The organism is Sphingomonas sorbitolis (genome assembly GCF_036663875.1).
GTDB lineage: Bacteria > Pseudomonadota > Alphaproteobacteria > Sphingomonadales > Sphingomonadaceae > Sphingomonas.
In genome coordinates, this window is record NZ_JAXOJS010000005.1 from 263739 (window position 1) to 289590 (window position 25852).

The window sequence follows — 25852 nt, forward strand, 5'->3', positions numbered from 1 at the left end:
GTCAGAACTGATGCCCCGTGCGGTCGCGCTTGGTCGCGAGATACTGCGCGTTATGCGGGTTTGCCGGCAGGAAATGCGGCACCCGCTCGATCACCGTCACGCCCGCCGCTTCAAGCCCAGCCACCTTCGCCGGGTTGTTCGTCAGCAACCGAATGTCGCGCTGCCCGAGCAGAGTCAGCATCCTCGCGGCTACCCCGAAGTCCCGCGCATCGACCGCGAAGCCGAGCCGCGTGTTGGCGTCGACCGTGTCGTACCCCTGGTCCTGCAACGCGTAAGCGCGAAGCTTGTTGACCAGCCCGATCCCGCGCCCTTCCTGCCGCAGATAGAGCAGGATACCCCAGCCACTATCCCGGATCGCGTGGATCGCGGCGTGCAATTGTGGCCCGCAGTCGCATTTGAGGCTGCCCAGCACATCGCCCGTCAGGCATTCGCTATGCAGCCGGACCAGCGGCGGCTGGCCGTTGGGCTGGCCGATCAGCAGCGCGATATGCTCGTCCGCACTCTCCGGCGAGCGGAACGCGACGATCTCCGCATCCTCCGCGCCCGCGACCGGGAGGCGCGCGCGGGCCGCGAGCGTCAGTCGTGTCGCGTCCTCGTGCGCTTCTATGTCCGCGCGCGTGATCCGAACCTCGGGCTCGCCGGTGCCGAGGAAGAAAGCGGGTAACAACCCGGCAATCCGCGCGAGCCGCAACGCCGCCGCCGCCGCGTCTGGATCGGTCAGCGCGACCGTCTGGAACGGCCCCTTCATGGGAGTCGCCAGATCGAATTGCGGATCCGCCAACGCGGTCGCGGCGGCGAAATCGATCCACGGCGCCCGATCGACCAGCACCGGCTCGGTCGGATCGGCGGCGGCCAGTTGGTTTGCGAGCTTCAGCGTCGCAGCTCGCCCCGACGAGATCAGCACGCCGCCATTTCCTTCCGGATCGAACGCGGCCAACCGGTCCGCATCCGCCGTTTCAACCGCCAGCAGCACCAGCCTGTCGATCGCGATCGGCCAACCGCGCCGGAGCGCATCGACCGCGCGGGCGGCGGCGCGCGGATCACTCAAAACGCGAACTCGGTCATGATCGGGACGTGATCGGACGGTTTCAGCCAGCTCCGGCAGCGTTCGTAGACGTGGTGCGACACCGCCGCCTCGGCAGCGGTACCCGTCGCCCACATGTGATCTAGTCGCCGACCGCGATCCGATGCTTCCCAATCCTTCGCGCGGTAGCTCCACCATGTGAACAACCGCGCGGGGGCGGGATGAAAGCGGCGGCCGAGATCGACCCAGTCGCCCGCCGCCTGCAACTTGCCGAGCGCTTCGACCTCCACGGGTGTGTGGCTGACGACGTCGAGCAACTGCTTGTGGCTCCAGACGTCCGATTCGAGCGGGGCGATGTTGAAGTCGCCGACCAGGATGGTCGGGCCTGGCAGCGTTTCGGACCAGGTCGTCATGCGCTCGATGAAATCGAGCTTCTGGCCGAACTTCGGGTTCATCTCGCGGTTCGGGACATCGCCGCCAGCTGGGACGTAGACGTTCTCGAGCCGCACGCCGTTTTCCAGCCGGACGCCGATATGGCGCGCCTCGCTGTTCGCCTGCCAGTCGAAGCGGTCGTCCTCGACGATCGGGACCCGGCTCAGGATCGCGACACCGTGGTGCATGCGCTGGCCGTGCAGGACGATATGCTCGTAGCCGAGCGCGCGGAACGCCGCCAACGGGAAGTCGCCGTCGATGACCTTGGTCTCCTGCAGGCACAGGATGTCGGGCTGCTCATCGCGCAGAAACTGTTCGACGATGGCGATCCGGAAACGGACCGAGTTGATGTTCCAGGAGACGATCTTCACGGCCGCGATGTAGCGTTGCAGGGGGGTGGGGACAAGGAAGCGTCTGGGGCTTTAGAAGAAGGGAGAAGGCGCCATCGGCAAAGCCGCTGTCGTCGACCGGGCCCTGAGAAGAGTGGGGCCCGTCGGCCGCGCTTGGGCGAGTCAGGCAAATCTTTTTGCCTGCCGCTCTACGCGAAAGACCCTCGCTCCGGGGGCATGGAGCGAGGGCCAACTCAGCGTTCGTCACGCAGGCAGACTGTGGGGAAACCATCCGGGCAACAGGGGGAAAAATCCCGAATGCCTCACATCCGCGAGCCACTCATTAGGGCGCGAAACCTGTCGCTGGCATGAATGACCAGAAAGTTTTGTTACTTTCTTCCACCCACGGTGCGTGGGTCGTTCCAGCGGAAGGTGTTGTCGCTGACGGCCACGCCGAATTTCTGGTTGGTCAGGCGGATCGTTGTCCGGTTGTTCTGGCTGTCGAGCGCGACCCAACCCTGCAGCATCAGTCCGCCCGGCGCGCCCGCGTTGCGCACGAACACCAAAGTGATCCGGCCATATTCGGGGTGCTTCGGATCGTTCGCCTCGACCGACACAATCCGCTGGTCATAGCCGGGGACGAGCTTGGCATAGCGGGTGATGTCACGGGTCGGATCGAGCAGCACGCCCAATGGCGAATTCTTGATCGGCCAACGCTGCACCTGCTTCACCGAATAATCGATGAAGGTCAGCGCGCCGCCCTCCGCGACTATGAGGATCGGCACGCCCTTCTCATACTGGAAGCGCAGCTTGCCGGGCTTCTTCAGCGTCAGCACGCCGGTCAGCACCTTGCCATTGCGATCCGCCTGCGAGAAACTGGCGGTGATGGTCTCGACGGACTGCAGATGCTTCTGCACCGCGGCCAGATCGCCGGTAGCCTGCGCGGCGATTGGCGCGGGTATGGCGGCAACCGAGAGAGCGGCGATCGTCGCGATCACCGCGGGGCGGGAATTGAACATCATAATCTCCTTGGAACGCGGACGATTGCCCGCCCGCGCTTGAACCGCCACTGAATTCGATCTGCGGCCACCACACAACCGCATCCGTCATCCTGACGAAAGTCAGGACCCAGGATCAAGCAGGGCAGCGGGTGTTACTCGGGATCCTGACTTTCGTCAGGATGATGGGGGCGGAGGGCCGGCGGCATGTAAAGTCGATCGTCCGTTACAGCGTGATCGCAGCCTTCATCCCGAGCACGCCGACGTCGTTCGCGTCATGCACCCCGCCAGGATTGTGGATGAACTGCACGTTCGGCCGCAATTCGAGCCACCGCGTCGGGTGGACGCTGTAGTAGATTTCCGACGCATACTCCGCATCCTGTACCGCTGGTCGCGTCGGATCGAGTTCCTGCCTCTTCGCAACGCGCCCGTTCACGTTGGTCCGCGCCACGCCGAAGCCGAGGATGTCGCCCGGCCGCCACGGCACCAGCCCCTTGTAGAACAGCCCAGCCGCGATCTGGTTGTCAGTGGTCGAGGTCGCGCGATCGGCCTGCGTCGCGTTGAGGAAAACGCTGAGCCCGGTCACCGACTTGCCGTCCTTCGAGGTGCCGGTGATCTGCTGCTGGAGATTGAAATACACGCCGTAGCGCGCGTCGTGGCGGAGCGGCGCCATTCCGGTGATCGCGATCGGCTGGCGGTTCACGTCGTAGAATACGTCATCCCCGTTCGATGTGTTGACCCAGCCGCCAACCTTGTACGCGCCCACGCGGCCGTCGTTATCGCCGCGATGCCATTCGGCCTCGACCGGAATCAGCGCGCCGGTTGCACCGTGGAACCGGCCGATCACGAAACCCTTTTCGAGGTTGCGCGGGTTCACCTCATAGGCGGCGGTCTTCAAAGTGAGGTGGTCGTTGACGTCGTAGCGCAGCCGCGCGCCCCATTGCCCGACCGGCCAGTTCTGCCAGTAATCGCCGACCAGATTGCCCGGCTGCGCGCCGCAGAAACTGAGGTTCTGGAAATAGCAGGAGAAGACCGCAAAATCCTCGCCTGGGTTGGTGCGACCGATCTTCAGTTCGAGCTTTTCGCCGAGCGTTTGCTCGTACCAGAATTGCGTCAGGCGCAGCGTCTGGCCGCGGCCGTACACCTCCTGCACCTGTTGCAGCACGCCCAGATTGGCGTCCGCGCCGAGATCGCGACCGCGGCGATAGGTGAGGGTGGCCTGGAACGCGCCGCCCTTGAGACCGACGACCTTGTCGAGATCGAGCAGCACGCCGACGTCGAACTGGCCGGTCTCGCGCAACAGTTTCCGGTCGCCGCCTGCGAAATTATACCCGCTTTCCGACGCATAGCGCGCGCTGACGCCGATCCCGCGGTCCGCTAGGCGTTTGCGGATGTCGAACCAGTCCGCGAACAGGCCGGGCGGCGGGGTGCGCTGCGTATCCGCGGTCAGCGCGGACGGCGACAGATCGCTGTCACGGCGGACACCCGAACGGGGGCGATGCTGCGTATCTGTGCTGGTACTGCCCGGAGTCTGCTTCGGGATATCCTGCGCCGAAACCTGCCCGGGCACGGCAAGCGCCAATGCCCCCGCACACAACCGCCGATACCCCATCACGCCCACCTGTTATTCGTAACCTGTATCAGCTCCGTATACCGGGCGCCGGTGGTTCGAAACCCTTGTCCGCGCGGGAAAGTTGGTGGCGGGCGCCCCCCTCCTAGTTCTCCCGCGAAGGCGGGAGCCCAGGGTTCCAAACGACATCGTTCGTGGCTCCTGGACCCCCGCGTTCGCGAGGGAACAGAAGGTTTCTCGAAGGACGGCTGGTGTCGGTTTTCCAGCGCTAGATCGCATGCCCTTCGGTATCGCGGAGCACTTCGCGCCGCCCGACATGATCCGGGCGGCCGACGATGCCGTCCTTCTCCATGCGCTCGATCAACCGCGCCGCGGAATTATATCCGATCCGCAACTGGCGCTGCAGCCAAGAGGTCGACGCCTTCTGCGATTCGCACACCAGCTGGATCGCCTGGCGATATTGCTGGTCCTCCGCCGAATCCTCTCCGGTCGGCGAACCCTCCAGCGCAAAGCTCTCCTCGGGCTCCTCGGTGACCGACGAGATGTAATCCGGCAGCCCCTGCGAGCGCCAGTGATCTGCCACCAGCCGCACTTCGTCATCGGTCACGAACGGCCCGTGGACGCGGACGATGCCCTTGCCGCCGGGCATGTAGAGCATGTCGCCCTTGCCGAGCAGCTGCTCGGCGCCCTGTTCGCCGAGGATGGTCCGCGAATCGATCTTCGAGGTGACGTGGAAGCTGATCCGGGTCGGTAGATTGGCCTTGATGACGCCGGTGATGACGTCGACCGAAGGACGCTGCGTCGCCATGATCAGGTGGATACCTGCCGCGCGCGCCTTCTGCGCAAGCCGTTGGATGAGGAATTCGACCTCCTTGCCCGCGGTCATCATCAGGTCGGCCAGCTCGTCGACGATCACCACGATCTGCGGCAGCACGTCGTATTCGAGCTTCTCCTCCTCGTACATCGGCGCGCCGGTGTCCGGATGATACCCCGTCTGCACCTTGCGCCCGAGCGGCTGCCCCTTGGCCTTCGCGCCACGCACCTTGTCGTTGAAGCCCGCAAGGCTGCGCACACCGACGGAGGACATCTGGCGATAGCGATCCTCCATCGTCTCGACCGCCCATTTCAGTGCGCGCACCGCCTTGGCCGGGTCGGTGACGACCGGCGACAACAGATGCGGAATGTCGTCGTACATGCTCAGTTCGAGCATCTTCGGATCGATCATGATCATCCGGCACTGGTTCGGCGTCAGCTTGTAGAGCAGCGACAGGATCATGCTGTTCAGCCCGACCGACTTGCCCGAACCGGTCGTACCCGCGACCAGCAGATGCGGCATCGGCGCGAGATCGGCGATCACTGAATCGCCCGCGATGTTCTTGCCCAGGATGATCGGCAGCTGCGCCGACTGGTCCTCGAACGTCTGGCTCCCGACCAGCTCGTGCAAGCTCACCGCCTCGCGCCGCGCATTCGGCAGCTCGATGCCGATGACGTTGCGCCCTGGAATCACCGCGACGCGCGCGGAAATCGCGGACATGTTGCGGGCGATATCGTCGGCCAGCGCGATCACCCGGCTCGCCTTGACGCCCGGGGCGGGCTCGAGCTCGTACATCGTCACGACCGGCCCCGGCCGCACCTCGATGATCGACCCCGTCACCTTGAAGTCGTCGAGCACGTTTTCGAGCAGCCGCGCATTGCGTTCCAGCCCGGCCTTGTCGATCACATTGCCCTGGCTCGGCGGCGATGGCGTCAGCAGGTCGAGGCTCGGCAGCGTGAAATTGTCGCGCAGGTCGAGCGACGACTGCCGCTCCTTGGGTTTCGCCTGCGACGGTGCGTTCTGGCGATCCGCGATGACGGGCGCAGGGCGCGGATCGGGTTCGGCGATCGCGCGCGGCTCGACCGGTTTGCGAGTCAGCGTCAGCGGCTCATCGTCGTCCTCGTCGATTTCCGCAAAGCCGTCATAGCCCAGCGCCTCGGTGCGATTGCGGCGGGGAAAGCGCCATTTGCGCTCACCCAGATCGATCTCGATGCTCTTGCCCCAGACGATCGCGCCCGCGACCGCCGCGACCAGACCGACCGCGCGGGCGGACCAGAGTTCGGCGACCGGCTGGCCGATGAAGCTCAGCCCCCAATGCACGACGCTCGCGACGGACAAGCCGATCACGCCACCCCAGCCGGCGGGCAGCGCCAGCACCGACGATCCGGATACGAACGCGAGCGCGCTCGCCATCAGCGCGACGCCGATCGCCGCGCCGCGCACCATCCGCAGCCAATGCCCCAGCGGCAGGTCGCGCCACAATCGCATGCCCAGAATCGGACCGATCGGCAGCAGTAGCGCAACCGCCGGCCCAAACAGCGTCAGCGCAATATCGGCAAACCATGCGCCCGGCGGTCCCACCAGATTGTCGGGATAGGCGCCCGACGCGGTGTTGAGCGCAGCATCGCTCGGGTGATAGCTTGCCAGCGCCAGCGCCATCAGCAGCGTGCTGACGAACAACGCGATCGCCGCGATCAACGCGCCGCTGCGGACGGCACCCGCCTTCACCGTCTCACGCCACAAGGCTGGCTGCGCGCGGCTGGCCATGACCCGTATTCTCCAGTTGCAGTATAATGCAGAAATGCATCGCGCTCGGCAGGCTCAACGTCAAGGTAACCACGCGACAACACGGGTTAAGCTGCACCCGGATCGTCGTTGGCAGCGACCGGCTGGCGGGATAAAGCGGCGTCATGGACACAGATGTAATCATCCTCGGTGGCGGGCTGGTCGGCGCGACGCTCGCCGTGGCGCTCGGCGTGCACGGCATTTCGACGATCGTGATTGACCCCGCCGACCCCGCGGTGACGCTGGCGCCCGGCTTCGACGGCCGCGCGTCGGCGGTGGCGAGCGCAAGCCACCGGATGCTCGACGCGATCGGTATCGGTGCGACGCTGGCGGGGCAGGGCTGTGCGATCCGCCAGATCCGCGTCAGCGACGGGCTGGAGCCGGGCGCGCTCGATTTCGTGCCCGACGCCGACGATGGCGCGCTCGGGACGATGTACGAGAACAAGCTGCTCCGCCGCACGCTGTTCGACGCCGCGACCGCCGCGCCGCATGTCGATCTGCGCATGCAAACCCGCTCGACGTCGGTCGATCGCGCCGAATCGGGAGTCACCGTCATACTGGACTCGGGTGACACGATCCGCGCACCTCTGATGATCGCCGCCGAGGGCCGCAACTCACCGACGCGCGAGGCCGCCGGGATCACCATCGCGCGCTGGTCCTACGAGCACACCGCGATTATCGGCGCGTTTCATCACGAACTGCCGCACGGCGACGTGGCGTACGAAATCTTCTATTCGAGCGGCCCATTCGCGCTGCTCCCACTCCCCGACGATGCCGACGGCCACCGCTCCGCGATCGTCTGGACGGTCGATGCGAAGAACGCCCCCGGCATGCTCAAGCTCGGCGACCGCGCGTTCCTTGCCGAAGCGGAAAAGAGCATGGGCGGCTTCCTCGGCAAGCTGTCGATGGCCACGCCGCGCTCGTCCTATCCGCTCGGCTTTCACCACGCCGCACGCATCACCGACACGCGGCTCGCGCTGGTCGGCGACGCCGGCCACGGCATCCACCCGATCGCCGGACAGGGCCTCAACCTCGGCTTCCGCGACGTCGCGACGCTCGTCGAAGTGCTGGTCGAGGGCAAGCGCCTCGGCCTCGACCTCGGCGACGCCGCGTTGCTCGCGCGCTACCAGCGCTGGCGCGGGCTCGACACGTTCATGACCGCCGCCGCCACCGACACGCTCACCCGCCTGTTCGGTCTCCCCGGCAAGACTGCCAGCGCCGTCCGCCGGTTCGGCATCAGCGCGGTCAACGCGATCCCGCCCCTCAAGGACCGCTTTATGGCGGAAGCACGCGGCGAAAGCGGCGACCTGCCGAAACTGCTGCAAGGGCTTACCGTGTGAGACGCGCGATCTGCCGATCGTGAACGCGGGACAGCAGGATCAACGCGAGACCCGCGCCGATCAGGCACATCAGCATGTCCCATTGCGTATCCCAGGGATCGCCTTGCGTCCCCAGAAACGCGTCCGCACCCTGACCGAGCGCAACGGCCGCCCCGAACTCGGTCAGTTCGTATAGCGCGCTGATGGACAGGCAGTAAGAGAGCACCGTGATGGTCAGCAGGCGGCGCGACGCGATGCTGCCGGTCCGCACGAGCACTTCGCGTAAGGCTATGGCGGGGACGAATCCCTGCATCAGATGCCCGAAACGATCATAGGGATTGCGCGTGAGATGCAGCATGTCCTGCACCGTGAAACCGATCGGTACGCGGGCGTAGGTATAGGCACCGCCCAGCATCAGGACGGGGCCGTGCAGCGCGATCAGCAGCAGTGCCAGGTCTGTGAAGACGAACCGGCGGCGTAGGGCGATCAGTATCGGAAAGGCGACCAGGACGGGTGCGACCTCCATCCACCACGTCGCGCGGTCGAACGGCGCCCAGCCCGATCCGACAAGCCCAAGTCCCCAAACCGCGCCGAGAGTCCAAAGGCGGCGGTCGGTCGATGGCATCAATCCGCTACGCGTCCGCCAAGTTGCCGCGCTTCCCCAACAAGCATCACAGGGACGCCGTCTTTGATCGGATAGGCCAAGCCCGCGGTGTCCGAAATCAACTCCTGCGCCGTTTCGTCATAGCGCAGCGGCGTCCGCGTCATCGGGCAGACCAGGCGTTCGAGCAGCCAAGGATCGAGCGTGCTCACTGCAACGTCACCGATTCGTCGCCGTCGTGCCGGCCGAAAAACTGCATCAGCTGGATGACCAATTCCGCGCGTTGCTCGATATTCGGCGCTTCCAGCAACGCCTGTTTCGCGGCCGCGTCGAACGGCGCGATCTGGGCGATGCCGTTGACCAGGCTCTCGTCGTCTAGCCGTCCGACTGCATCCCAATCGACTGCATAGCCCTGCATGTCGGCGAACCGGCGCGACTCCATTTCCAGCGACGAGCGCCGTCCGAGCGACAGCGCGTCGTCCTCGATCAACGGCAGCAATTCCGCTTCGACCTGCCGGAACGCGGTCGTCACATCCAACTCGCGGACGATCCGGAACAGCGCGATGCCCTCGAGCACGACGTTGTAGCGCCCGTCGTCGAGCGCCTCGACCTCGGCGATCTTGCCGACACAGCCGATGTCGTACAGCGCGTCCGCGTCGTCGTTCGGTCCGCCGCGCGGCTGGATCATGCCGATCCGCCGATCACGTGCCATCGCGTCACTGATCATCGCCCGATAGCGCGGCTCGAACATGTGCAGCGGCAGGTGCATGCCGGGGAACAGCAGCGCTCCCGGCAACGGGAAGATCGACAGCCGGGTGGTGGCGCGAGGAGGCGACTCGGTGGTCATCCGAACAGGATCGCAGACAGACGCCGCCGCTGTCCAGACACCCACGGGTCTTCGAGCCCGACGACTTCGAACAATTTCAGCAGTTGCGTCCGCGCCGCGCCCTCGTTCCAGTCACGCTCGGTGGCAATGATGCCGAGGAACGTGTCCGCGGCGGCATCACGGTCGTTCGCCGCCATCTGGCCGTTGGCGAGCGCGAACCGGGCCTGCAGATCGTCGGGGTTCGCCTCGACTGCGGCCAGCAGCGGCGACAGGTCCGCGACCGGCGGGGCCGACTGCGCGAGCGCGAGGGCAGCTTGCGCGCGGGTAATCGCGGGATCCTTGGCGATCGCCGGATCGAGGTTCGCCAGCCAGTCGCTCGCCTCGTCGAGCTGCCCGGCCGCGACCAGCGCGCGGACGAAGCCGGCATGGACCTGCGGATGCTCGGGCGCGATCTCGGCGATCTCGCGGAAAATCCCGAGCGCACGCTCGCCGTCACCCGCAGCGAGCGCCTCTTCGCCCACCGCGATCAAGGGCTCGACGTCGGGCGCGGCATCCGCCGGCCCGGCCTCGATCGGCAGCTGCTTGAGCAGCTGGTCGAGCAGCACGCGCAGCTGCGATTCAGTCCGCGCGCTGGTCATGTCGGCGACCAGCTGGCCCTGGAACATCGCATAGACGGTCGGGATCGACTTGATCTGGAATTGCGCGGCGATGAACTGGTTCTTGTCGGTATCGACCTTCGCCAGCACGACGCCCTTGTCGGCATAATCGGCGGCGACCTTCTCCAGCGTTGGCGTCATCGCCTTGCACGGCCCGCACCATTCCGCCCAGAAATCGATGATCACGAGCTTCGTCATCGACGGTTCGACGACGTCGCGACGGAACGCCTCGACGGCGTCCTTCTCCGCGGGGGACATTCCAAGCGTGGCCAAGTTCAACTCCCGTGTGGTTCTAGCGCGCTATTTGGGGGGCGGCGGCGGCGAATGCCACCTTTGGAGCCACCCTGTAGAGCATCGTAGTCGAAATTCCACGCGCCGCCGCCGCCGTTGAAACGGTCCGTCGATCCTTGGTCGGTTACCGTCGGTACATCACCATCGGTCCGTCCCCCTCAAACCCGTCGCCCTTAAACTCGTCACCCCAGACCCGTCACCCCAGACCCGTCACCCCAGACCCTTCACCCCAGACCCTTCACCCCAGACCCTTCACCTCAGACCCGTCACCCCAGACCCTTCACCCCAAACCCGTCACCCCAAACCCGTCACCCCAAACCCGTCACCCCAAACCCGTCACCCCAAACCCGTCACCCCAAACCCGTCACCCCAAACCCGTCACCCCAAACCCGTCACCCCAGCGAAAGCTGGGGTATCCCCGTGAGGCGCTGGTCGCGTGCCACGTGAAATACCCCAGCTTTCGCTGGGGTGACGGGCGTAGGATTCGAGACGGGCGTAAGGTTCGAGACGGGTGTAAGATTAGAAACGGGATCCGCATCCGTGATGTGACCGGCAGCCGTGACCGGATTGGAATCAATGAAAGTCGCGCGACTTGGGCAGCACGCGCACATCCCGGGGATGCGTCGCGCGCGGGTGATGCGCGCGGGCATCCGGGGTGCGTGTGAGGACCGGGCGGATCACCTCGTCGACACGTGCGAGCGGCGGTTCCAGCGCGTGATCCTCCGACAGCAGCCGCAGCATCTCGGTGCGATCCTGCACCCGTGCGGTCATAAGGTGCGTGACGCCTTCCTCGCTGCGCTGGATCACGCCCTCCAGCACCATCAGCCGCGACGCCATCACCGCGCGGCGGTTCGCCTCGAAATCGCGTGCCCACATCAGTCCGTTGGTGACGCCGGTCTCGTCCTCGATCGTCACGAAGATCGCATTGCCTTTGCCCGGCCGCTGACGGACCAGCACCACCCCCGCGACCTTCGCACGCCGCCCGTCCTTGGTAGCGTTGGCCTGCGCACTCGACAGGATACCTTCGGCCGCGAACCGTTCGCGGAGAAAGCTCATCGGATGCGCTTTCAGCGACAACCGCGTCGTCTGGTAATCCGCTGCCACCTGTTCGGAGAGCGGCATCGCCGGCAGATGCGCATCGGGTTCCTGGCCGAGTTCAGGCACGTCCGCGGCAGCGAACAGCGCAAGCTGCTTTGGCGGTGTCCTGCGGACGTCCCACAACGCCTCGCGGCGCTCCTTGGCGATCGATCGGAACGCGTCGGCGTCGGCGAGCAGGTTCATCGCGCGCTGTGGCAGGTTCGCCCGCCGCGCGAGGTCCTCGATGCTGGCGAACGGCGTGGTCCGGACGCGGACGATCTCGTCGGCCCAGTCCTGTCGAAACCCATCCACCTGCCGAAAGCCGAGACGCAAATCCTCCCCGGCACGGGGAGGGGGACCATCCGCAGGATGGTGGAGGGCGCGCGCCGCAAACGTACCGCCTGGAAGCGGGGAAGCTGCAACCGGGCCGTCCGTAACGAGCCCAGCCGCAAACGGTCCGTCCGCTGAAGCCCCCCTCCACCCCGCTTCGCGCGGTCCCCCTCCCCGTACCGGGGAGGACTCAAGCGAGTTATCCCACCCGCTCGCATTCACATCGACCGGCAGCACGGTCACCCCATGCTCGACCGCATCGCGCACCAGCTGCGCCGGCGCATAAAACCCCATCGGCTGCGAATTGAGCAACGCGCAGCAGAACACCGCCGGATGGAAGCATTTGATCCACGACGACACATACACGAGACGCGCAAACGACAGCGCATGGCTCTCGGGAAAGCCGTACGACCCAAACCCCTCGATCTGCTTAAAACAGCGCTCCGCGAACACGCGCTCATACCCGCGGCCGACCATCCCGCCGATGAGCTTAGCCTGGAAATTATCCATGCCGCCGACCTTGCGGAACGTCGCCATCGCTTTCCGCAACTGGTTCGCTTCGTTCGGCGTGAACCCCGCCGCGACGATCGCCAGCTTCATCGCCTGTTCCTGGAACAGCGGCACGCCGTAGGTGAAGCGGAGCAGTTGCTGCAATTCGTCGGGGGGCCCGAACTTCGGGTCTGGTGAGGGGAACTCGACCACCTCCTTGCCGCTGCGCCGCCGGAGATATGGGTGCACCATGTCGCCCTCGATCGGCCCCGGCCGGACAATCGCGACCTGCACGACCAAATCGTACAGCACGCGCGGGCGCAACCGCGGCAGCATGTTGATCTGCGCGCGGCTCTCGACCTGAAACACACCGATGCTGTCACCCTTGCACAGCATATCGTAGACCCGGTTGTCCTCGGCGACTGCAATTGTATCGAGCAGGTGATCGCCGTGGCCGTGCTCGCGCATCAGGTCGAACGCCTTTCGGATGCACGTCAGCATCCCGAGCGCGAGGATATCGACCTTCATCAGCCCGAGCGCGTCGATATCGTCCTTGTCCCATTCGATGAAGGTGCGGTCCTCCATCGCACCGTTATGGATCGGCACCATCTCGTCGAGCCGTCCCTGGGTGAGCACGAACCCGCCGACATGTTGCGACAGATGGCGCGGAAATTCGAGCAGCCGGTCGACCATCTCGCGCAGCCGCGCGATCTCCGGATTGTCGATGTCGAAGCCGGTCTCGGCAAAGCGCTGTTCCTGGAAGCGGCTCGAGAAACTGCCCCACACCGTGCTCGTCAGCCGCTGCGTCACGTCCTCGGTCAGTCCAAGCGCCTTGCCGACCTCGCGCACGGTGCTCTTGGGCCGGTAATGGATGACGGTCGCGGCGATCGCGGCGCGGTCGCGACCATAGCGACGGTAGATGTACTGCATCACTTCCTCGCGCCGCTCATGCTCGAAATCGACATCGATGTCCGGCGGCTCGTCGCGCTCGCTCGATACGAACCGCGAGAACAGCAGGTCGTATTTCATCGGATCGACCGATGTTACGCCGAGCAGATAACAGACGACGGAATTGGCCGCCGAGCCGCGGCCCTGGCACAGGATCGGCGGGTCCTGCGCCCGCGCAAACCGGACAATGTCGTGCACCGTCAGAAAGTAATAGGCGTAATTCCGCTCGCGGATCAGCGGAAATTCCTCGTCGAGCAGCGTGTGCATTTTTGCAGGGATGCCGTCCGGGTATTTCGCCCGCGCCGCCTCAAGGACAAGGTGTTCGAGCCAGTCCTGCGCCGTCCAACCTTCCGGTACAGGTTCGTGCGGATATTCGTATTTCAGATCGTCGAGCGAGAACGCGATCCGCGACAACAGGCGTGCACTCTGGGCCACCGCATCGGGGCGATCGCGGAACAGCCGGGCGATCTCGGTCTCGGGTTTCAAATGCCGTTCGCCGTTCGCGGCGAGCAACCGCCCGGCCTTGTGGATCGTCGTGCGCTCGCGGATGCAGGTGACGACGTCGTGCAGATCGCGGTCGTCGGGATAGGCATAGAGCGCGTCGGTCGTCGCGAGCACGGGAACGCCTGCCGCATCGGCAATCCGACCAAGCCGCGCCAGTCGCCGCCGATCGCGACCGCCGCGCGGCATCGTCACGCCGAGCCAGACCGCATCCGCGCCCAGTCGCCTGACCGCGCTAAGGACCGTCGCCAGATCGCGCTCTCTCCGTTCGGGCAGGGCATCGCCGTCCGGCAGCGGCGACACCGGCGTCGCGTCCCGCGCGCTGCTCTTAGGCATCACCACCAGCATCATGTCGGCATGATGCGCGATCAGGTCACCGAGCCCGAGGATGCAGCCACCCTTTTCGGCACGCCGGTTACCGACCGTCAGCAGCCGCGTTAGCCGCCCCCAGCCACGACGGGTCGCAGGATACGCAACGATGTCGGGGGTGCCGTCCTCGAACACCAGCCGCGCACCGACCACCAGCCGGAAGTCGAGCGGTGGCATCGCCATGCCGAGCAGACCGTCGCGTGCCTTTTTCAGCGCCTGGTGCGCGCGGACCACGCCGGCGACAGTGTTGCGATCGGCGATCCCGATCCCGCCAAGCTCCAGCTGCACCGCGCGACCGACCATCGCGCCCGCATCGCTTGCCCCATCAAGGAACGAGAAATTGGTCGCGGCGATGAGTTCGGCGAACCCGGTCATGACGCGGGCGCTTTCATGCGAAAACGCCGTGGAGGTACCAGCGCGGCGCCTCCATCTCGGAATACAGGCCGTGGCGGAAGATCCAGAAGCGTCGGCCGCGGCGGTCCTCGATACGGTAGTAATCGCGCGTCGGAATGTCCTGCCGCCGCCACCATTCGCCCGCGATCCGCTCTGGGCCCTCGCTATGCGCCACGTCATGCACGGTACGGCGCCAGCGGAAGCGGTGCGGCGGGCCGTCGGGCACCTCGGCCATCATCGATTCGATCGGCTGCGGCGGGTCGAAAAGATAGATCGGGCGGAGCGGCGGCTCGCCCGTTTCGGGCGCGATCCACGGCGTCGGGGCAGGGGCCTCGGCGGCAGGCAGCATCAGCTCGGCCTGTTCGGGAATATGACTGTCGCGCGCCGAGAACCGGCGCACGCGCGTCCGGCCCAGCCGCGTGCCGAGCTGGTCGACGAGTTGCGCGACTTCTCCTTTTTGCGCCTCACCGCCTTCGAGCTTCAATTGCGAGGCGTCGAGTTTCTCGGCCAGGGCGACGTCAAGCCGGACCAAATCGTAGCCGAATCCTGGATCGAGCGGATCGGCGAGGCTGTCGATCCGTTCGCGGAACAGCCGCATCAGCAGCGCGACGTCGCGTGTCGGCTGGCCAGTCTCGATCCGCAACCGTTGGACCAGGCCGTCGGCGCGAAACAGGCGCGCCTCCCAGCGGCGACCGCCTTCGTGACGCTCGCCGAGTTGACCCGCCGCTTCGCCCGCCAGGTCTGCCAGCATCTCCAGCGCATATTCGGTGCGCGCGATCGGTTCGGCGAAACGCCGTTCGACACCGATTTTCGGCACGGTGCGCCGCGCGACGATCGGCCCCTTCACCGACCCGTCGAGCCGGCGGATCATCATCGCCGCCTCCTCGCCGAACCGTGCGGCAATGGTCGCGAGCGGTCGTGCCATCACGTCGCCGACCGTCTTCAGCCCGGCGCGCGACAAGGCGGTCGTTGCATCCTCGTCGAGGCCCAGCGCGGCGACCGGCAACCGCTTGACCGCACGCTTTTCATCGGGGGCAGGGGCGCCCGCATACCGGGCCAGCGCCCGCGCAGTGTCGGGCGTGTCGCCGAACGCGTGGCGGACCAGCAGCCCGCGCCGCGCGAGGCGCTCCTCGAGATCGGCGGCGAGGCGACGCTCGCCCTCGAACTCGTGCACGCACCCGGCGATGTCGAGGATCAGCCCATCGGGTTCGTCGAGCGCGACCGACGGCGTATAGCGCTGGCACCCGTCGGCGAGTCGCTCGAGCCATTCGTGATCGGCATGCGCGTCATGATCGTACACCTCCAGCTCAGGGACGCGCGCGCGGGCATCTGCTAACGTCAGCCCCGGAACGAGTCCTGCCCTCATAGCTTCTCGGTCGAGCGCCTTCAGCCTGACGCCGCCCGACACCGTCTCGACGAACGCGATCGGCGTCTCAGCCCGTCCGACGAACAGATGGGGCCGCATCGTCTGCAGCCGCTCGATCGGCAGCCACGGGAATACCAGCGCCAGGTAGCGCCGCGGGATCACCAAAGGCGAAGGCGGTATTGTCGAAGATATACGCGTCACGGTCCCACTCCACACGCCAGCGAAGCCCGGCCTGGCCTCCGCGTCGACGCAGCAATTCAATGTCGAAGGCAGGTTTGCCCGGTGCGTCGGCCTCCAGCGGTCGTGACCGACACGCCGCAACCTGCCAGCGCGACGCCGCCGCGCTCGGCACCGGGTCTGCACCGATGCGCAGGCTGAGGATCGTCACGCCCGAGGCTTCGGCGGCCAGCATCAGCCGCCGCGTCGCGGTCAGGTCGATCTTCGGTGCACGTCCCCAGGACTCGATCAGCAGCGTACCAAGCCCGTGGCACCGCGCGGCGTCGGCGGCGGCGCGCAGTAAATCCGTTTCGTCCTCGACCAGCCCAAGCACCAGCGACGACACGTCGAGACCCATCTCGACCAGCCCGGTCGCATGTAGCCGCCCGCCCTGGCGTTCGCTCGCCTCGGTCCGCAACCACATCACCGGCGCCGCCCGAGCCGCCAGAACTGACGCAACCGCGAACCCTGCGCCGCTGGCCGAGTCGTCTACGGTGGCGAAAATCTCGTGCAACTGCGCCTTCGCCAAGCCGCCCGTCAGCCACGCATCGTCTGCACGATCATCCCCCTGAGCCGGTATACCGGTCGTGGCGATCCGCTTCAGGCGGGCAATCAGGGCGGACGACTCGTTCACAACTGTTCTTGTAATGTTCTATAGGGGGAGTCGCCAAGCGGAATCTCGCATCGACTGATCGGTTGGTGCGGCGCACAATAAATTTGGCGAATTTCGCTATAATATCGAAAAGGCGCTTGCCGATCTCGAAACCTCGGGCTAACAGCGCGCCTCACCCAGTCACCGTGTCGCTTCAGACCGGAGACATAGGCGCCAGAGCGGGCGTAGCTCAGGGGTAGAGCACAACCTTGCCAAGGTTGGGGTCGAGGGTTCGAATCCCTTCGCCCGCTCCAGTTTTCTACGGTGAATACACACTTAGAGGCTGGCCGCCGGGGCCGAGGGTATCCTCATATAGCTTTTGGTAACCGAGGGTTATTGGCTTGCAAGCCCGAACCTAGCGCATTGCCGCTTGGGTAACGACATCGTGAGCGTTGCACAGCCTCGCCAGTCTCGAGTTCGGTAACGCATGCCAGGGGAGGCATGACTCTGGGCTGCTGAACGTCGAAAACTATCAGCTTCTCCCGCCGATAGTGTCAGGGTCTCTTGATCGAGCCGCTGAAAAAGCTCGTCGGACGTCATGATTACAGAGCGTTGCGAGACCACCCGTTTCAATGAACCCCACGCCGGGCTCATATCTCGCTGCCGCGCATCAGCCTTGAGTTCAGGCTTTGCCCGGCAAGGATGTTGGACGTCTCGACCGATAAGGGAAAATGGTGCCCGGAGACGGGGTCGAACCGCCGACACTGCGATTTTCAGTCGCATGCTCTACCAACTGAGCTATCCGGGCACGTCCGGTCTGGGACCGGAGAAGCGTCCGACCTTGCGATCGGAAGGGCGCGTTTAGTCGGGGTCTTCGGCGCTGTCCAGCCCCGTTTGCGCAATTGATCGGCCGGGAATGCGATAGCCTTCGCCGAGCCACTGCAGCAGGTCGCGGTCGCGGTGGCGACTCGAACAGAACGGCTCGTATTCCGGGACTGCGGGCTGGTCGCAGATCGGGCATTTGACGATTGTCATCGGGCGCTCTCCAGTTCGTGAACGACGCCGGTGCGGCGCGCAAGTTCCGCGAGCCAATCCGGGCGCGTCATCAGACGTGCATGGACGGCTGCAGGCAGGGTGTGGCGACGCGAGGCGGTCGGCGGGGTGCGTTCGAGCGTACGGAGTGTCGCGCGGGTCGCTGCGCCGACCGGATCGGCGCGGAGAATCTCGGGGATAGACGCGCGGGGTCTTGGCCGAACGATCTGGAGGAAGCCGAAGCCGTTCATCGCGGTCCGTTCGAACGGCTGCGGCAACGTTTCGTCGATCGCGGCGGCGACCGCGTTGCGCTGCGTCTTGCCGGCGATCGTCGGGAAATCGATCCCGATCGAGCCGCCGATACCGTGTCGGCGGATCGCGCGCGCCACGGCGTGCGCGGCGGCGATCGCGAGCGTGTCGAGTGGTGGCGCGCCGTCGACGTCGAACAGCGTCATCGCCGGCGTCGGCGAAAGCCGCAGTGCGCCGACCGGGAACACGATCTCGCCGCTAACAGCCTCGTCGAGGAGTTCGGACCAACCCGCCGCCTCCAGCGCGTCGGGTTCGTGCGCGCGCGGACTGCGGACGGGCAGGCCAGTCGCCACGAGGCGCTCGTACAGCGTCGGCGCGGGGCAAGGCGGCAGGTCGCTGGGGACGGCCTTCGCGAGCTTTGCGCGGCCCGCTTCGGGGAGGGCTTCGCGGACGATCTCGACGGTAAGGCTGGCGCCCTGCGTTATACCGGGGGGGAGGTGGTTGATCAGCGCCTCACCGCCGTCGAGCAAGACGCGACCGCGACGGCCCGGGAGGAGTTCGACGAGCCGCGCGCGGGCGACGAGGCCGACCTTCAATGCCTCGGTATCAAGTTCGATCGCGGCTTCGATGATCTGATCATCGTCTACCAGCGCGGCGCGTGCCTCGCCGATTCCGGCCTCGTAGAGCCATGCAGGCCCCGTATCAGGCAAGCGCGACGCCAGCGGTTTTCAACAGTGCCCGCGTTTCGAACAGGGGCAAGCCGACCACACCCGAATGACTACCCGACAGGAAACGAACGAACGCCTCCGCGCGGCCCTGGATCGCGTAGCCGCCGGCCTTGCCCAGCCCTTCGCCGCACGCGAGATAATCTTCGATTTCGGCGGGGGAGAGCGGCTTGAACGCGACGATCGTGTCGGCGATCCGCGTCCGCACCTTGCCCGCCGCGTCGATCACGCAAACCGCGGACAGGCAATGGTGGCGTCGACCCGACAGCTTGCCGAGCAGGTCGCGCTGGATTTCGAGCGTATCGGCGGGCGGCAGGATACGGCTACCGAGCGCGATCGTAGTGTCGCCAGCAAGCACGATCTCGCCCTCGGCGCGCGCAACAGCGCTGGCCTTCTCCACTGCGAGTCGCAGCGCATACGCGCGCGGCGGCTCGGCCTTGCGCGGGTTCTCGTCGATGTCGGGTGATTGCACGCGCGACGGCACGACGCCGAGCCGCGCGAGCAGGTCGCGGCGGCGGGGCGAGGAAGAGGCTAGAACCAGCACAGGTGCCTCGTCTTGAAAAGCAGTGGGCGCCGAGACGCCCACGTCTTGATGTAAAGCAGTGGGCGCTGAGCACCCACGGGCTTATTTGAAGCGGTAGGTGATGCGACCCTTGGTCAGATCGTACGGCGTGAGTTCGCACAGCACCTCATCGCCGACCAGCACGCGGATGCGGTTCTTGCGCATCTTGCCGGCGGTGTGACCGAGAATCTCGTGGTCGTTTTCGAGCTGAACCCGGAACATCGCGTTGGGGAGGAGTTCCACCACGCGGCCGCGCATCTCGAGCAGTTCTTCCTTGGCCAAATATAATCTCTGAATTGGGGGAATTTCGGGACGAGCGCCCTTACCGCAGGTTCGCGAAAAAGGAAAGCTGGACGCGCAACGCACGACGCTCGCGATATTACTCGCGGACGCCGCCTCATGCCTGCCACGTCAATATGGGGGAAAATGACGATTCGGCAATGGGCAGGACGATAACCCCGAGTTCTCAAGCGGCGCGGCGAAGCGTGTGGCGATCGCCATCGACAGCGACATGGCCAAGCCGGGCAAGCGCAGCGAGCGTCGCGGCGATCCGCGGGCGAACCTTCTGGCCTTGCGCATACCGGCGTGCGATCTCGTCGCTGGTCACCCCGACGCCACCGCGCAGATCGGCGAGGACGGCCGCAGTCTGGCCGATCGCATCGCGCGGGAACTGCGGTTTGAAGTAGCGCGGCGGGTAGGTCCGCCTCGATCTGCTCGGCGCGCGCGGGCAGCGGCAGCGCGGTGAGCCCGGCGCGCGCGATCTGGTAGTCGGGGCGTAGCCAGCGGACGCGGCCCGCCTTTTCTTCGGCGTGACGCGCGGCGTTGAGCGCGACCAGGCGCGCGACGATGTCGGTGTCGCTAAGATCTGCAGGCCAGCCGTACGCGGTGGCGACGGCCGTATCGATGCGGTCGTGGAGTTGCGCGAGGATATCAACGCGACCGCGTTGGCGCTGGTCCTGAGCAACGGGATCGAACGCAGATCCCGAGCGAAGTCGTGCGAGCAGATTGTAGAGTCCGGTCATCGTCAGGTCGGTCTGCGTGTCGAGCACGTCCTTGCGCGCGAGATCGAGTTCCTCCGCGAGATCACCGATCGCCGCGCGTTGATCGGGCGTGGCATCGGGCAACGGAAACGGATCGGCAATCCGCGACTTGGTGTAGCGATGCCCCTGCTCGAACCGCGCGACGCCGATCAGTCCGCAATTGGCATAGGTCCATTGCAGGTGCGCGCGCGATGAGAGCACGCCCAGCGAGAACCCGTCGTCGAGTGCGAAGCAGACGACCATATGGTCGGGCGTCGTCGTCGCAGGCAGAAATTGCAGGATGCGGTGCTTGGCCGTCTCGGTCGTGCCGATGTAACGCGAGAGGCCGAGCAGCGCGGGGCGGAACGTGCGGCGGGGCTCGCCGAATATCCACCACCGATCCTTGAAGGCTGTGCGCCGATTGGTATCGCGCACCGGCTTCACGGTCATCAACAAATGCTGGTAAATGGCTGGGAACATCGTGCGCAGAGCGGTCTCGTCATGACCATATGCATCGATGATCCATCGGTTGGAGGAATGACGAACGAGATCCGCGCCGCCGACATAGGGCTTGATTATGCCGGTTGCCGCCGGCGGTGAGATCGCGAGCAGATGGCGCGCTTCTGTTGCCGACAGGACGAACCCGCGGGCTGCCAGCATCATGCCATTGCAGGACAACCCGTCATTGGCGACGAGCGCGAACGCCGCTGCCGCGTTTGCACCGATCGAGAGGTCCGCGTTGATCCTGCCGCTCGTGGCCGCGAAGCCGAGTATCGGGGCGTCGGTATCGAGCCCGTGTTCCGCCACAATCTGGAGACGCTGACCGACCGGCACGCCGCGTTCGACCACGGTCATCGCGATCCGCACTGCCGCGGCGTCGGTGGTCGCCTTGGTCCAAGGGTGGTCGGGGATCGCAAGCACGATACTGATCGGCACTGGGGCTGCGAGCCGTTTCGTGATGACGCGCCGGCTGAATTCCTGCGTGATCGAGTTCGTCGTGACGAAGCCGAACCGCTTTAGCCGCGTACCGGTCTCGGTCAGGCGTTCGGCGGCGCGATCCCACCAATACATCACGAAATCGGCCGATCGGTTGATCTGCGGATGCGCCGTCCACAGCGCCGTCAGATAGCGTTCGCCAAACGCGCTGCGCATCGCCGCACCCTTGCCGATAAAGGGCGGATTGCCGACGATATACTCCGCATCCGGCCAATCGGGGCGGCGCGGGTTGGTCAGCGTGCCATCGTCGGCGACACCGTCATGCGTGAGAACGGCGTCCATCGTCGCGATATTGTCGAGCTTCTCCAGCACCGGGTCGGCGATCGTCCGGCGATTGCGCAATTGCCACTGGAGATAGCCGAGCCACAGCACGAGTTCGGCGATCGCTGCCGCGCGGGGGTTCAGCTCGATCCCGAGGAAATGGCGCGGATGAACGGTGGCGGTCTCCAGCGCGAGCGTCTCCTGGCCACCAAGATCGGCGAGCACTTCGAGCACGTCGCCCTCCAGCCGCTTCATCAGTTCGAGCGCGACGTAGAGGAAGTTGCCGGTACCACAGGCGGGGTCGAGCACCGTCGTCGCGGCGAGACGTTCGTGGAAATCATGCACTGCCCGGATCGCCACCGCGGGACGCGACAACCGCTCGCGCTCGACCGTGCCGAGCACCTGCGTCTCCCATTCGCGCTGCAGCGGCTCGATGATCGTCGCGATCACCAGCCGCTCGACATAGGCTCGCGGTGTGTAGTGCGCGCCCAGCCGCCGCCGTTCGACCGGATCGAGCGCCTGTTCGAGCAGCGTGCCGAAGATCGCGGGCTCGACCTCGGTCCAGTCGTGACGCGACGCTTCGAGCAGTTCGCCGATCTCCTCGCGTTGCAGCGGGATCGCGGTGCGTTCGGCGAACAGCCCGCCGTTGAAGCGTCGCACCGTGCACCGCATCGCCAGCGAATACCCGCCGGTGTTCATCGCGCTCCACAGATCTTCCAGCATCGGCGCGAAGCTCGACGGATCGTCGCGCGCGTCGATCAGCATCTGCGTGAAACTGCCGCGATCGAGCAGGTTGGCACGCTGCGCGAACATCGTGAACAGGCAGCGCATCAGGAAATGCGCGACCGGCTCGGGCGCATGGCCACGATCCTCCAGCCGCTTGCTCACTTCGGCCAGGCGCCGGGCGATGTCGCGGGTGACGATCGCGGCGTGGCGGGCAGGGTCGAGCGCGTGTGGGTCGAGCCAGATTTTCCGAAGGCGATCGCGGATCGCCGGATCGCGCAAATCGTCGAGATACAGGCGAAAGCCGGCGCGGTCGGGGAATTGCCGGTACGCCTTGCCCTGGCCCGAGAAGTCCGCGAACAATTCGATCGCGTGGCCGACGTCGCAGACCAGGATGAATGGCGGCCAGCCGTGATCGGTCGGGAGGGCGCGAGCATATTGTTCGGCCTGCTCGCGGGCATTGCGCATCAGTACGTCCCAACTGCGATGCGCACTGCGGCGGCCGCGACGGTCGGAATCGTCGGGAGGCGGCAGGCCAGGAAGCGGTGCCTGTTCGGGGCTGGCAACCTCCTTGGTGCCACCCCGTTCGCGGCTTTGCTTGGCCTCGAGGACGAAGCAGCCGCGCCGATACAGGTCGATGCGACCGTTGCGCTGGACGCCTCCGATATCTTGGAGTCGGACGGCACGTTCGAAGACATAGTCGTTGCGGTTGTGCGTCGCGTCGGCGGGATCGGGCACCGGCACGCCGATCAGCCGGCAGAGTTCGGTGAGGAAAAGGGGGAAGTTGGCGCGCTCGGCCCCGCCTTCGTTGGCGCGCCAGCGGGCAATGAAGGCATCGATGTCCGAGGGGGAGGGGACGTTGGAAGAGGCTACGACCGGGGTGTTCATCCGGTCGCAGACTAAGTGCAATCAGTCGGTCGTCATCCGGAGGTGGGTGCGATCCTGCGCCAATCCGCGAATGTTCCGTAGGCGACTGCTCCGAAACGGATCAGCTGGCTCCGTCACCGGTTAGCGCGGTCGACGGTAATAGTACGACGGGCGACGCGGCAAGCCGCGCCGTCGGTCGGGGGCGTCGGGCCCCCGCCGGCCGGTCGCGCTTGCTGCGGCTTCCGCCTCAGCCTCCGCCGCCAGCCAGCGCCGCGAGCAGCAGCAGCGCGACGATGTTGGTGATCTTGATCATCGGGTTCACTGCGGGGCCGGCAGTGTCCTTGTAGGGGTCGCCGACCGTATCACCGGTGATCGCCGCCTTGTGCGCCTCGGAGCCCTTGCCGCCGTGATGGCCGTCTTCGATGTATTTCTTGGCGTTGTCCCATGCGCCGCCACCGCTCGTCATCGAGATCGCGATGAACAGCCCCGAGACGATCACGCCCAGCAGCATCGCGCCGAGCGAGGCGAAGCCGGCGGCCTGGCCTGCGACGGCAGTGATGATGAAATACACTGCGAGCGGCGACAGCACCGGCAGCAGCGAGGGGACGATCATCTCGCGGATCGCGGCCTTGGTCACGAGGTCGACCGTCCGCGCGTAATCGGGGCGGCTGGTGCCGAGCATGATGCCGGGGTTGTTGCGGAACTGCTCGCGGACTTCCTCAACGACCGCGCCGGCCGCGCGACCGACCGCAGTCATGCCGAATGCGCCGAACAGGTACGGGAGCAGCGCGCCGAGCAACAGGCCGACGATAACGTACGGGTTGGACAGGCTGAAATCGACGGTGACATCGGGGAAGTACGTCGCGAGATCGGTCGTGTAGGCTCCGAACAGCACCAGTGCGGCAAGCCCGGCCGAGCCGATCGCATAGCCCTTGGTCACTGCCTTGGTAGTATTGCCGACCGCGTCTAGCGCGTCGGTGCGCTGGCGAACATCATCGGGCAGCCCCGCCATCTCGGCAATGCCGCCTGCGTTGTCGGTGACGGGGCCATACGCGTCGAGCGCGACGACCATGCCGGCCTGCGCGAGCATCGCGGTCGCGGCAAACGCGATGCCGATGATCCCCGCCAACTGGTAGGCGACGATCACCGCGACGACGATCACCAGCGTCGGCAGCGCGGTGGATTCGAGACTGATCGCGAGGCCCTGGATGACGTTGGTTCCGTGGCCGGTCTCGGATGCCTTCGCGATCGACTGGACCGGGCGGTGGTTGGTGCCGGTGTAGTATTCGGTTATCCAAACGATCAGCCCGGTGACGACGAGACCGATCATCATCGACCAGAACAGGTCCATCCCGGTGAAGCTCTGCGTCAGCGAGGGGGCGGCTTGCGTGGTGAGATCGTCGGTCGCGGGATCGAGGAAGCCTGCGCCGCCGATCACGCGGTGGAGGTCGCCGAGCACGTACTGCGTGGCGAGATAGATCGCCGGGATCGACAGGATCGTCGAGGTGAAGAAGCCCTTGTAGAGCGCCCCCATGATGCTGCCGCCACCGAGCCGCACCATGTACGTGCCGATGATCGAGGTAACGATGCACACGCCGCCTACCAGCAGCGGGAGGGTCATCAGCCGCATCAGCTCAGCGCCGCTCGCCTGGATCAGCAGCGCGATCGAGATCATCGTGACGCCCAGCGTGACGACGTAGGTCTCGAACAGATCGGCGGCCATGCCCGCGCAGTCGCCGACATTGTCGCCGACGTTATCAGCGATGACTGCGGGGTTGCGGGGGTCGTCCTCCGGGATGCCCGCCTCGACCTTGCCGACCAGATCCGCGCCAACGTCCGCCGCCTTGGTGAAGATGCCGCCGCCGAGCCGTGCGAAGATCGAGATCAGCGAGGCTCCGAACGCGAGTGCGGTCAGCGCCTCGACGATGATCCGGTCGTTGGGGGAATGGCCTGCCGGACCGGTGAGGTACCAGAAGAACGCGCTGATCGCGAGCAGGCCGAGGCCCGCCACGAGCATGCCGGTGACCGCGCCGGACCGGAACGCCATCGTCAGCCCGGCCTGCAGCGACGTCCGCGCGGCCTCGGCGGTGCGGACGTTGGCGCGGACCGAAATGTTCATCCCGACATAGCCGGCGACGCCCGACAGCACAGCGCCGATGACGAAGCCGATCGTCGAGATCATACCGAGCGTGAACAGCAGGATCGCCGCGACGATGACTCCGACGATCGCGATGGTGGTGTATTGGCGCCCGAGATAGGCTTTCGCGCCTTCCTGGATGGCGGCGGCGATGTCCTGCATCTTTGCGTTGCCGGGGGAGGCTGCGAGCACCTGTCGACTGGTGACGAAACCATATAGGACGGCGATGACGCCGCAGATCATGGCCAAATAGACGGTCGTCATACGGCGCTATCCCTCTTGTCAGGTCCTCTCCGGTCCCGACTTTGCCGAGTCCCGATGTAAGGAACCTATCAGTGCACGGGCATTGCGCAAG

18 protein-coding genes, 2 tRNA genes and 1 pseudogene are annotated in these 25852 nt (G+C 66.0%); 2 read left to right on the forward strand and 19 right to left on the reverse strand.

Going from position 1 to position 25852, the window contains the following annotated elements; all coding sequences use genetic code 11:
* Nucleotide 1 precedes the first annotated feature (1 nt).
* From ribA to U1763_RS16185, 5 genes are all read right to left on the reverse strand, one after another.
* Nucleotides 2–1048, reverse strand: coding sequence for a GTP cyclohydrolase II (gene ribA / locus U1763_RS16165; protein ID WP_332755996.1), 1047 nt, complete (start codon nucleotides 1046–1048; stop codon nucleotides 2–4).
* Entirely contained in the window at nucleotides 1045–1827 is a 783-nt protein-coding gene (locus U1763_RS16170) for an exodeoxyribonuclease III (RefSeq protein WP_332755997.1), read from the reverse strand. The genes ribA and U1763_RS16170 overlap by 4 nt, the downstream gene beginning before the upstream one ends.
* 347 nt (nucleotides 1828–2174) lie before the next feature.
* Nucleotides 2175–2804: a LolA family protein gene (locus U1763_RS16175; protein ID WP_332755998.1), complete on the reverse strand. Its 630-nt coding sequence runs from the start codon at nucleotides 2802–2804 to the stop codon at nucleotides 2175–2177.
* A gap of 205 nt (nucleotides 2805–3009) precedes the next feature.
* On the reverse strand, nucleotides 3010–4395 hold the full coding sequence (locus U1763_RS16180; RefSeq protein WP_332755999.1) for a carbohydrate porin: 1386 nt from the start codon (nucleotides 4393–4395) through the stop codon (nucleotides 3010–3012).
* Nucleotides 4396–4621: 226 nt separating this feature from the next.
* Nucleotides 4622–6934 carry a DNA translocase FtsK gene (locus U1763_RS16185; RefSeq protein WP_332756000.1) on the reverse strand — a complete coding sequence of 771 codons (2313 nt, stop codon included), beginning with the start codon at nucleotides 6932–6934 and terminating at the stop codon, nucleotides 4622–4624.
* Nucleotides 6935–7077: 143 nt separating this feature from the next.
* Between U1763_RS16185 and U1763_RS16190 the strand changes: the two genes are divergently transcribed.
* Nucleotides 7078–8292 carry a UbiH/UbiF/VisC/COQ6 family ubiquinone biosynthesis hydroxylase gene (locus U1763_RS16190; RefSeq protein WP_332756001.1) on the forward strand — a complete coding sequence of 405 codons (1215 nt, stop codon included), beginning with the start codon at nucleotides 7078–7080 and terminating at the stop codon, nucleotides 8290–8292.
* Here U1763_RS16190 and U1763_RS16195 read toward each other — a convergent pair.
* The 7 genes from U1763_RS16195 to U1763_RS16225 all read right to left on the reverse strand — a co-directional run bounded on the left by U1763_RS16195 (nucleotide 8282) and on the right by U1763_RS16225 (nucleotide 16968).
* The gene (locus U1763_RS16195; RefSeq protein WP_332756002.1) at nucleotides 8282–8896 is read right to left on the reverse strand and encodes a DUF2238 domain-containing protein; all 615 of its coding nucleotides are present in this window, start codon (nucleotides 8894–8896) and stop codon (nucleotides 8282–8284) included. The two genes, U1763_RS16190 and U1763_RS16195, sit on opposite strands and share 11 nt — an antisense overlap.
* Complete coding sequence (locus U1763_RS16200; RefSeq protein WP_332756003.1) at nucleotides 8896–9084, reverse strand: Trm112 family protein; 189 nt, start codon at nucleotides 9082–9084, stop codon at nucleotides 8896–8898. The genes U1763_RS16195 and U1763_RS16200 overlap by 1 nt, the downstream gene beginning before the upstream one ends.
* Complete coding sequence (locus U1763_RS16205; RefSeq protein WP_332756004.1) at nucleotides 9081–9719, reverse strand: LON peptidase substrate-binding domain-containing protein; 639 nt, start codon at nucleotides 9717–9719, stop codon at nucleotides 9081–9083. Before U1763_RS16205 ends, U1763_RS16200 begins: the two co-directional genes overlap by 4 nt.
* The gene (locus tag U1763_RS16210) at nucleotides 9716–10612 is read right to left on the reverse strand and encodes a tetratricopeptide repeat protein (protein WP_332756250.1); all 897 of its coding nucleotides are present in this window, start codon (nucleotides 10610–10612) and stop codon (nucleotides 9716–9718) included. The genes U1763_RS16205 and U1763_RS16210 overlap by 4 nt, the downstream gene beginning before the upstream one ends.
* Before the next feature lie 606 nt (nucleotides 10613–11218).
* Nucleotides 11219–14734 (reverse strand): error-prone DNA polymerase, encoded by a 3516-nt coding sequence (locus U1763_RS16215; RefSeq protein ID WP_332756005.1) that lies wholly within the window; start codon nucleotides 14732–14734, stop codon nucleotides 11219–11221.
* Between the two features lie 13 nt (nucleotides 14735–14747).
* Entirely contained in the window at nucleotides 14748–16217 is a 1470-nt protein-coding gene (locus U1763_RS16220) for a Y-family DNA polymerase (protein ID WP_332756006.1), read from the reverse strand.
* On the reverse strand, nucleotides 16186–16968 hold the full coding sequence (locus U1763_RS16225) for an ImuA family protein (protein ID WP_332756007.1): 783 nt from the start codon (nucleotides 16966–16968) through the stop codon (nucleotides 16186–16188). The genes U1763_RS16220 and U1763_RS16225 overlap by 32 nt, the downstream gene beginning before the upstream one ends.
* A 197-nt stretch (nucleotides 16969–17165) precedes the next feature.
* Between U1763_RS16225 and U1763_RS16230 the strand changes: the two genes are divergently transcribed.
* Nucleotides 17166–17240 (forward strand) — tRNA-Gly (locus U1763_RS16230).
* A 418-nt stretch (nucleotides 17241–17658) separates the two neighbouring features.
* Here the strand turns inward: U1763_RS16230 and U1763_RS16235 are convergent.
* The 7 genes and pseudogenes from U1763_RS16235 to U1763_RS16265 form a co-directional block, all read right to left on the reverse strand.
* Nucleotides 17659–17734, reverse strand: a tRNA-Phe gene (locus tag U1763_RS16235).
* Nucleotides 17735–17787: 53 nt separating this feature from the next.
* A complete protein-coding gene (locus U1763_RS16240) occupies nucleotides 17788–17961 on the reverse strand; it encodes a DNA gyrase inhibitor YacG (RefSeq protein WP_332756008.1) in 174 nt (57 codons plus the stop codon).
* Nucleotides 17958–18917, reverse strand: a complete 960-nt coding sequence (locus U1763_RS16245; protein ID WP_332756009.1) for a ribonuclease — start codon at nucleotides 18915–18917, stop codon at nucleotides 17958–17960. Before U1763_RS16245 ends, U1763_RS16240 begins: the two co-directional genes overlap by 4 nt.
* On the reverse strand, nucleotides 18910–19476 hold the full coding sequence (locus tag U1763_RS16250) for a Maf family protein (RefSeq protein ID WP_332756010.1): 567 nt from the start codon (nucleotides 19474–19476) through the stop codon (nucleotides 18910–18912). Before U1763_RS16250 ends, U1763_RS16245 begins: the two co-directional genes overlap by 8 nt.
* A gap of 81 nt (nucleotides 19477–19557) precedes the next feature.
* The gene (infA, locus tag U1763_RS16255; protein ID WP_031441079.1) at nucleotides 19558–19776 is read right to left on the reverse strand and encodes a translation initiation factor IF-1; all 219 of its coding nucleotides are present in this window, start codon (nucleotides 19774–19776) and stop codon (nucleotides 19558–19560) included.
* Nucleotides 19777–20672: 896 nt separating this feature from the next.
* A pseudogene (locus tag U1763_RS16260) lies at nucleotides 20673–23381 on the reverse strand (class I SAM-dependent DNA methyltransferase); the annotation flags it as partial.
* Between the two features lie 226 nt (nucleotides 23382–23607).
* Entirely contained in the window at nucleotides 23608–25761 is a 2154-nt protein-coding gene (locus U1763_RS16265; RefSeq protein ID WP_332756011.1) for a sodium-translocating pyrophosphatase, read from the reverse strand.
* Nucleotides 25762–25852: the final 91 nt, after the last annotated feature.

Excerpts from the sequence above, each read along its gene's own strand:
- U1763_RS16220 (WP_332756006.1), bottom strand. The coding sequence starts at position 16,217 with ATGCGGCCCCATCTGTTCGTCGGACGGGCTGAGACGCCGATCGCGTTC.
- U1763_RS16205 (WP_332756004.1), bottom strand. The coding sequence starts at position 9,719 with ATGACCACCGAGTCGCCTCCTCGCGCCACCACCCGGCTGTCGATCTTC.
- U1763_RS16210 (WP_332756250.1), bottom strand. The coding sequence starts at position 10,612 with ATGTCCCCCGCGGAGAAGGACGCCGTCGAGGCGTTCCGTCGCGACGTC.
- U1763_RS16185 (WP_332756000.1), bottom strand. The coding sequence starts at position 6,934 with ATGGCCAGCCGCGCGCAGCCAGCCTTGTGGCGTGAGACGGTGAAGGCG.
- U1763_RS16265 (WP_332756011.1), bottom strand. The coding sequence starts at position 25,761 with ATGACGACCGTCTATTTGGCCATGATCTGCGGCGTCATCGCCGTCCTA.
- U1763_RS16215 (WP_332756005.1), bottom strand. The coding sequence starts at position 14,734 with ATGACCGGGTTCGCCGAACTCATCGCCGCGACCAATTTCTCGTTCCTT.
- U1763_RS16195 (WP_332756002.1), bottom strand. The coding sequence starts at position 8,896 with ATGCCATCGACCGACCGCCGCCTTTGGACTCTCGGCGCGGTTTGGGGA.
- U1763_RS16190 (WP_332756001.1), top strand. The coding sequence starts at position 7,078 with ATGGACACAGATGTAATCATCCTCGGTGGCGGGCTGGTCGGCGCGACG.
- U1763_RS16180 (WP_332755999.1), bottom strand. The coding sequence starts at position 4,395 with ATGGGGTATCGGCGGTTGTGTGCGGGGGCATTGGCGCTTGCCGTGCCC.
- U1763_RS16175 (WP_332755998.1), bottom strand. The coding sequence starts at position 2,804 with ATGTTCAATTCCCGCCCCGCGGTGATCGCGACGATCGCCGCTCTCTCG.
- U1763_RS16240 (WP_332756008.1), bottom strand. The coding sequence starts at position 17,961 with ATGACAATCGTCAAATGCCCGATCTGCGACCAGCCCGCAGTCCCGGAA.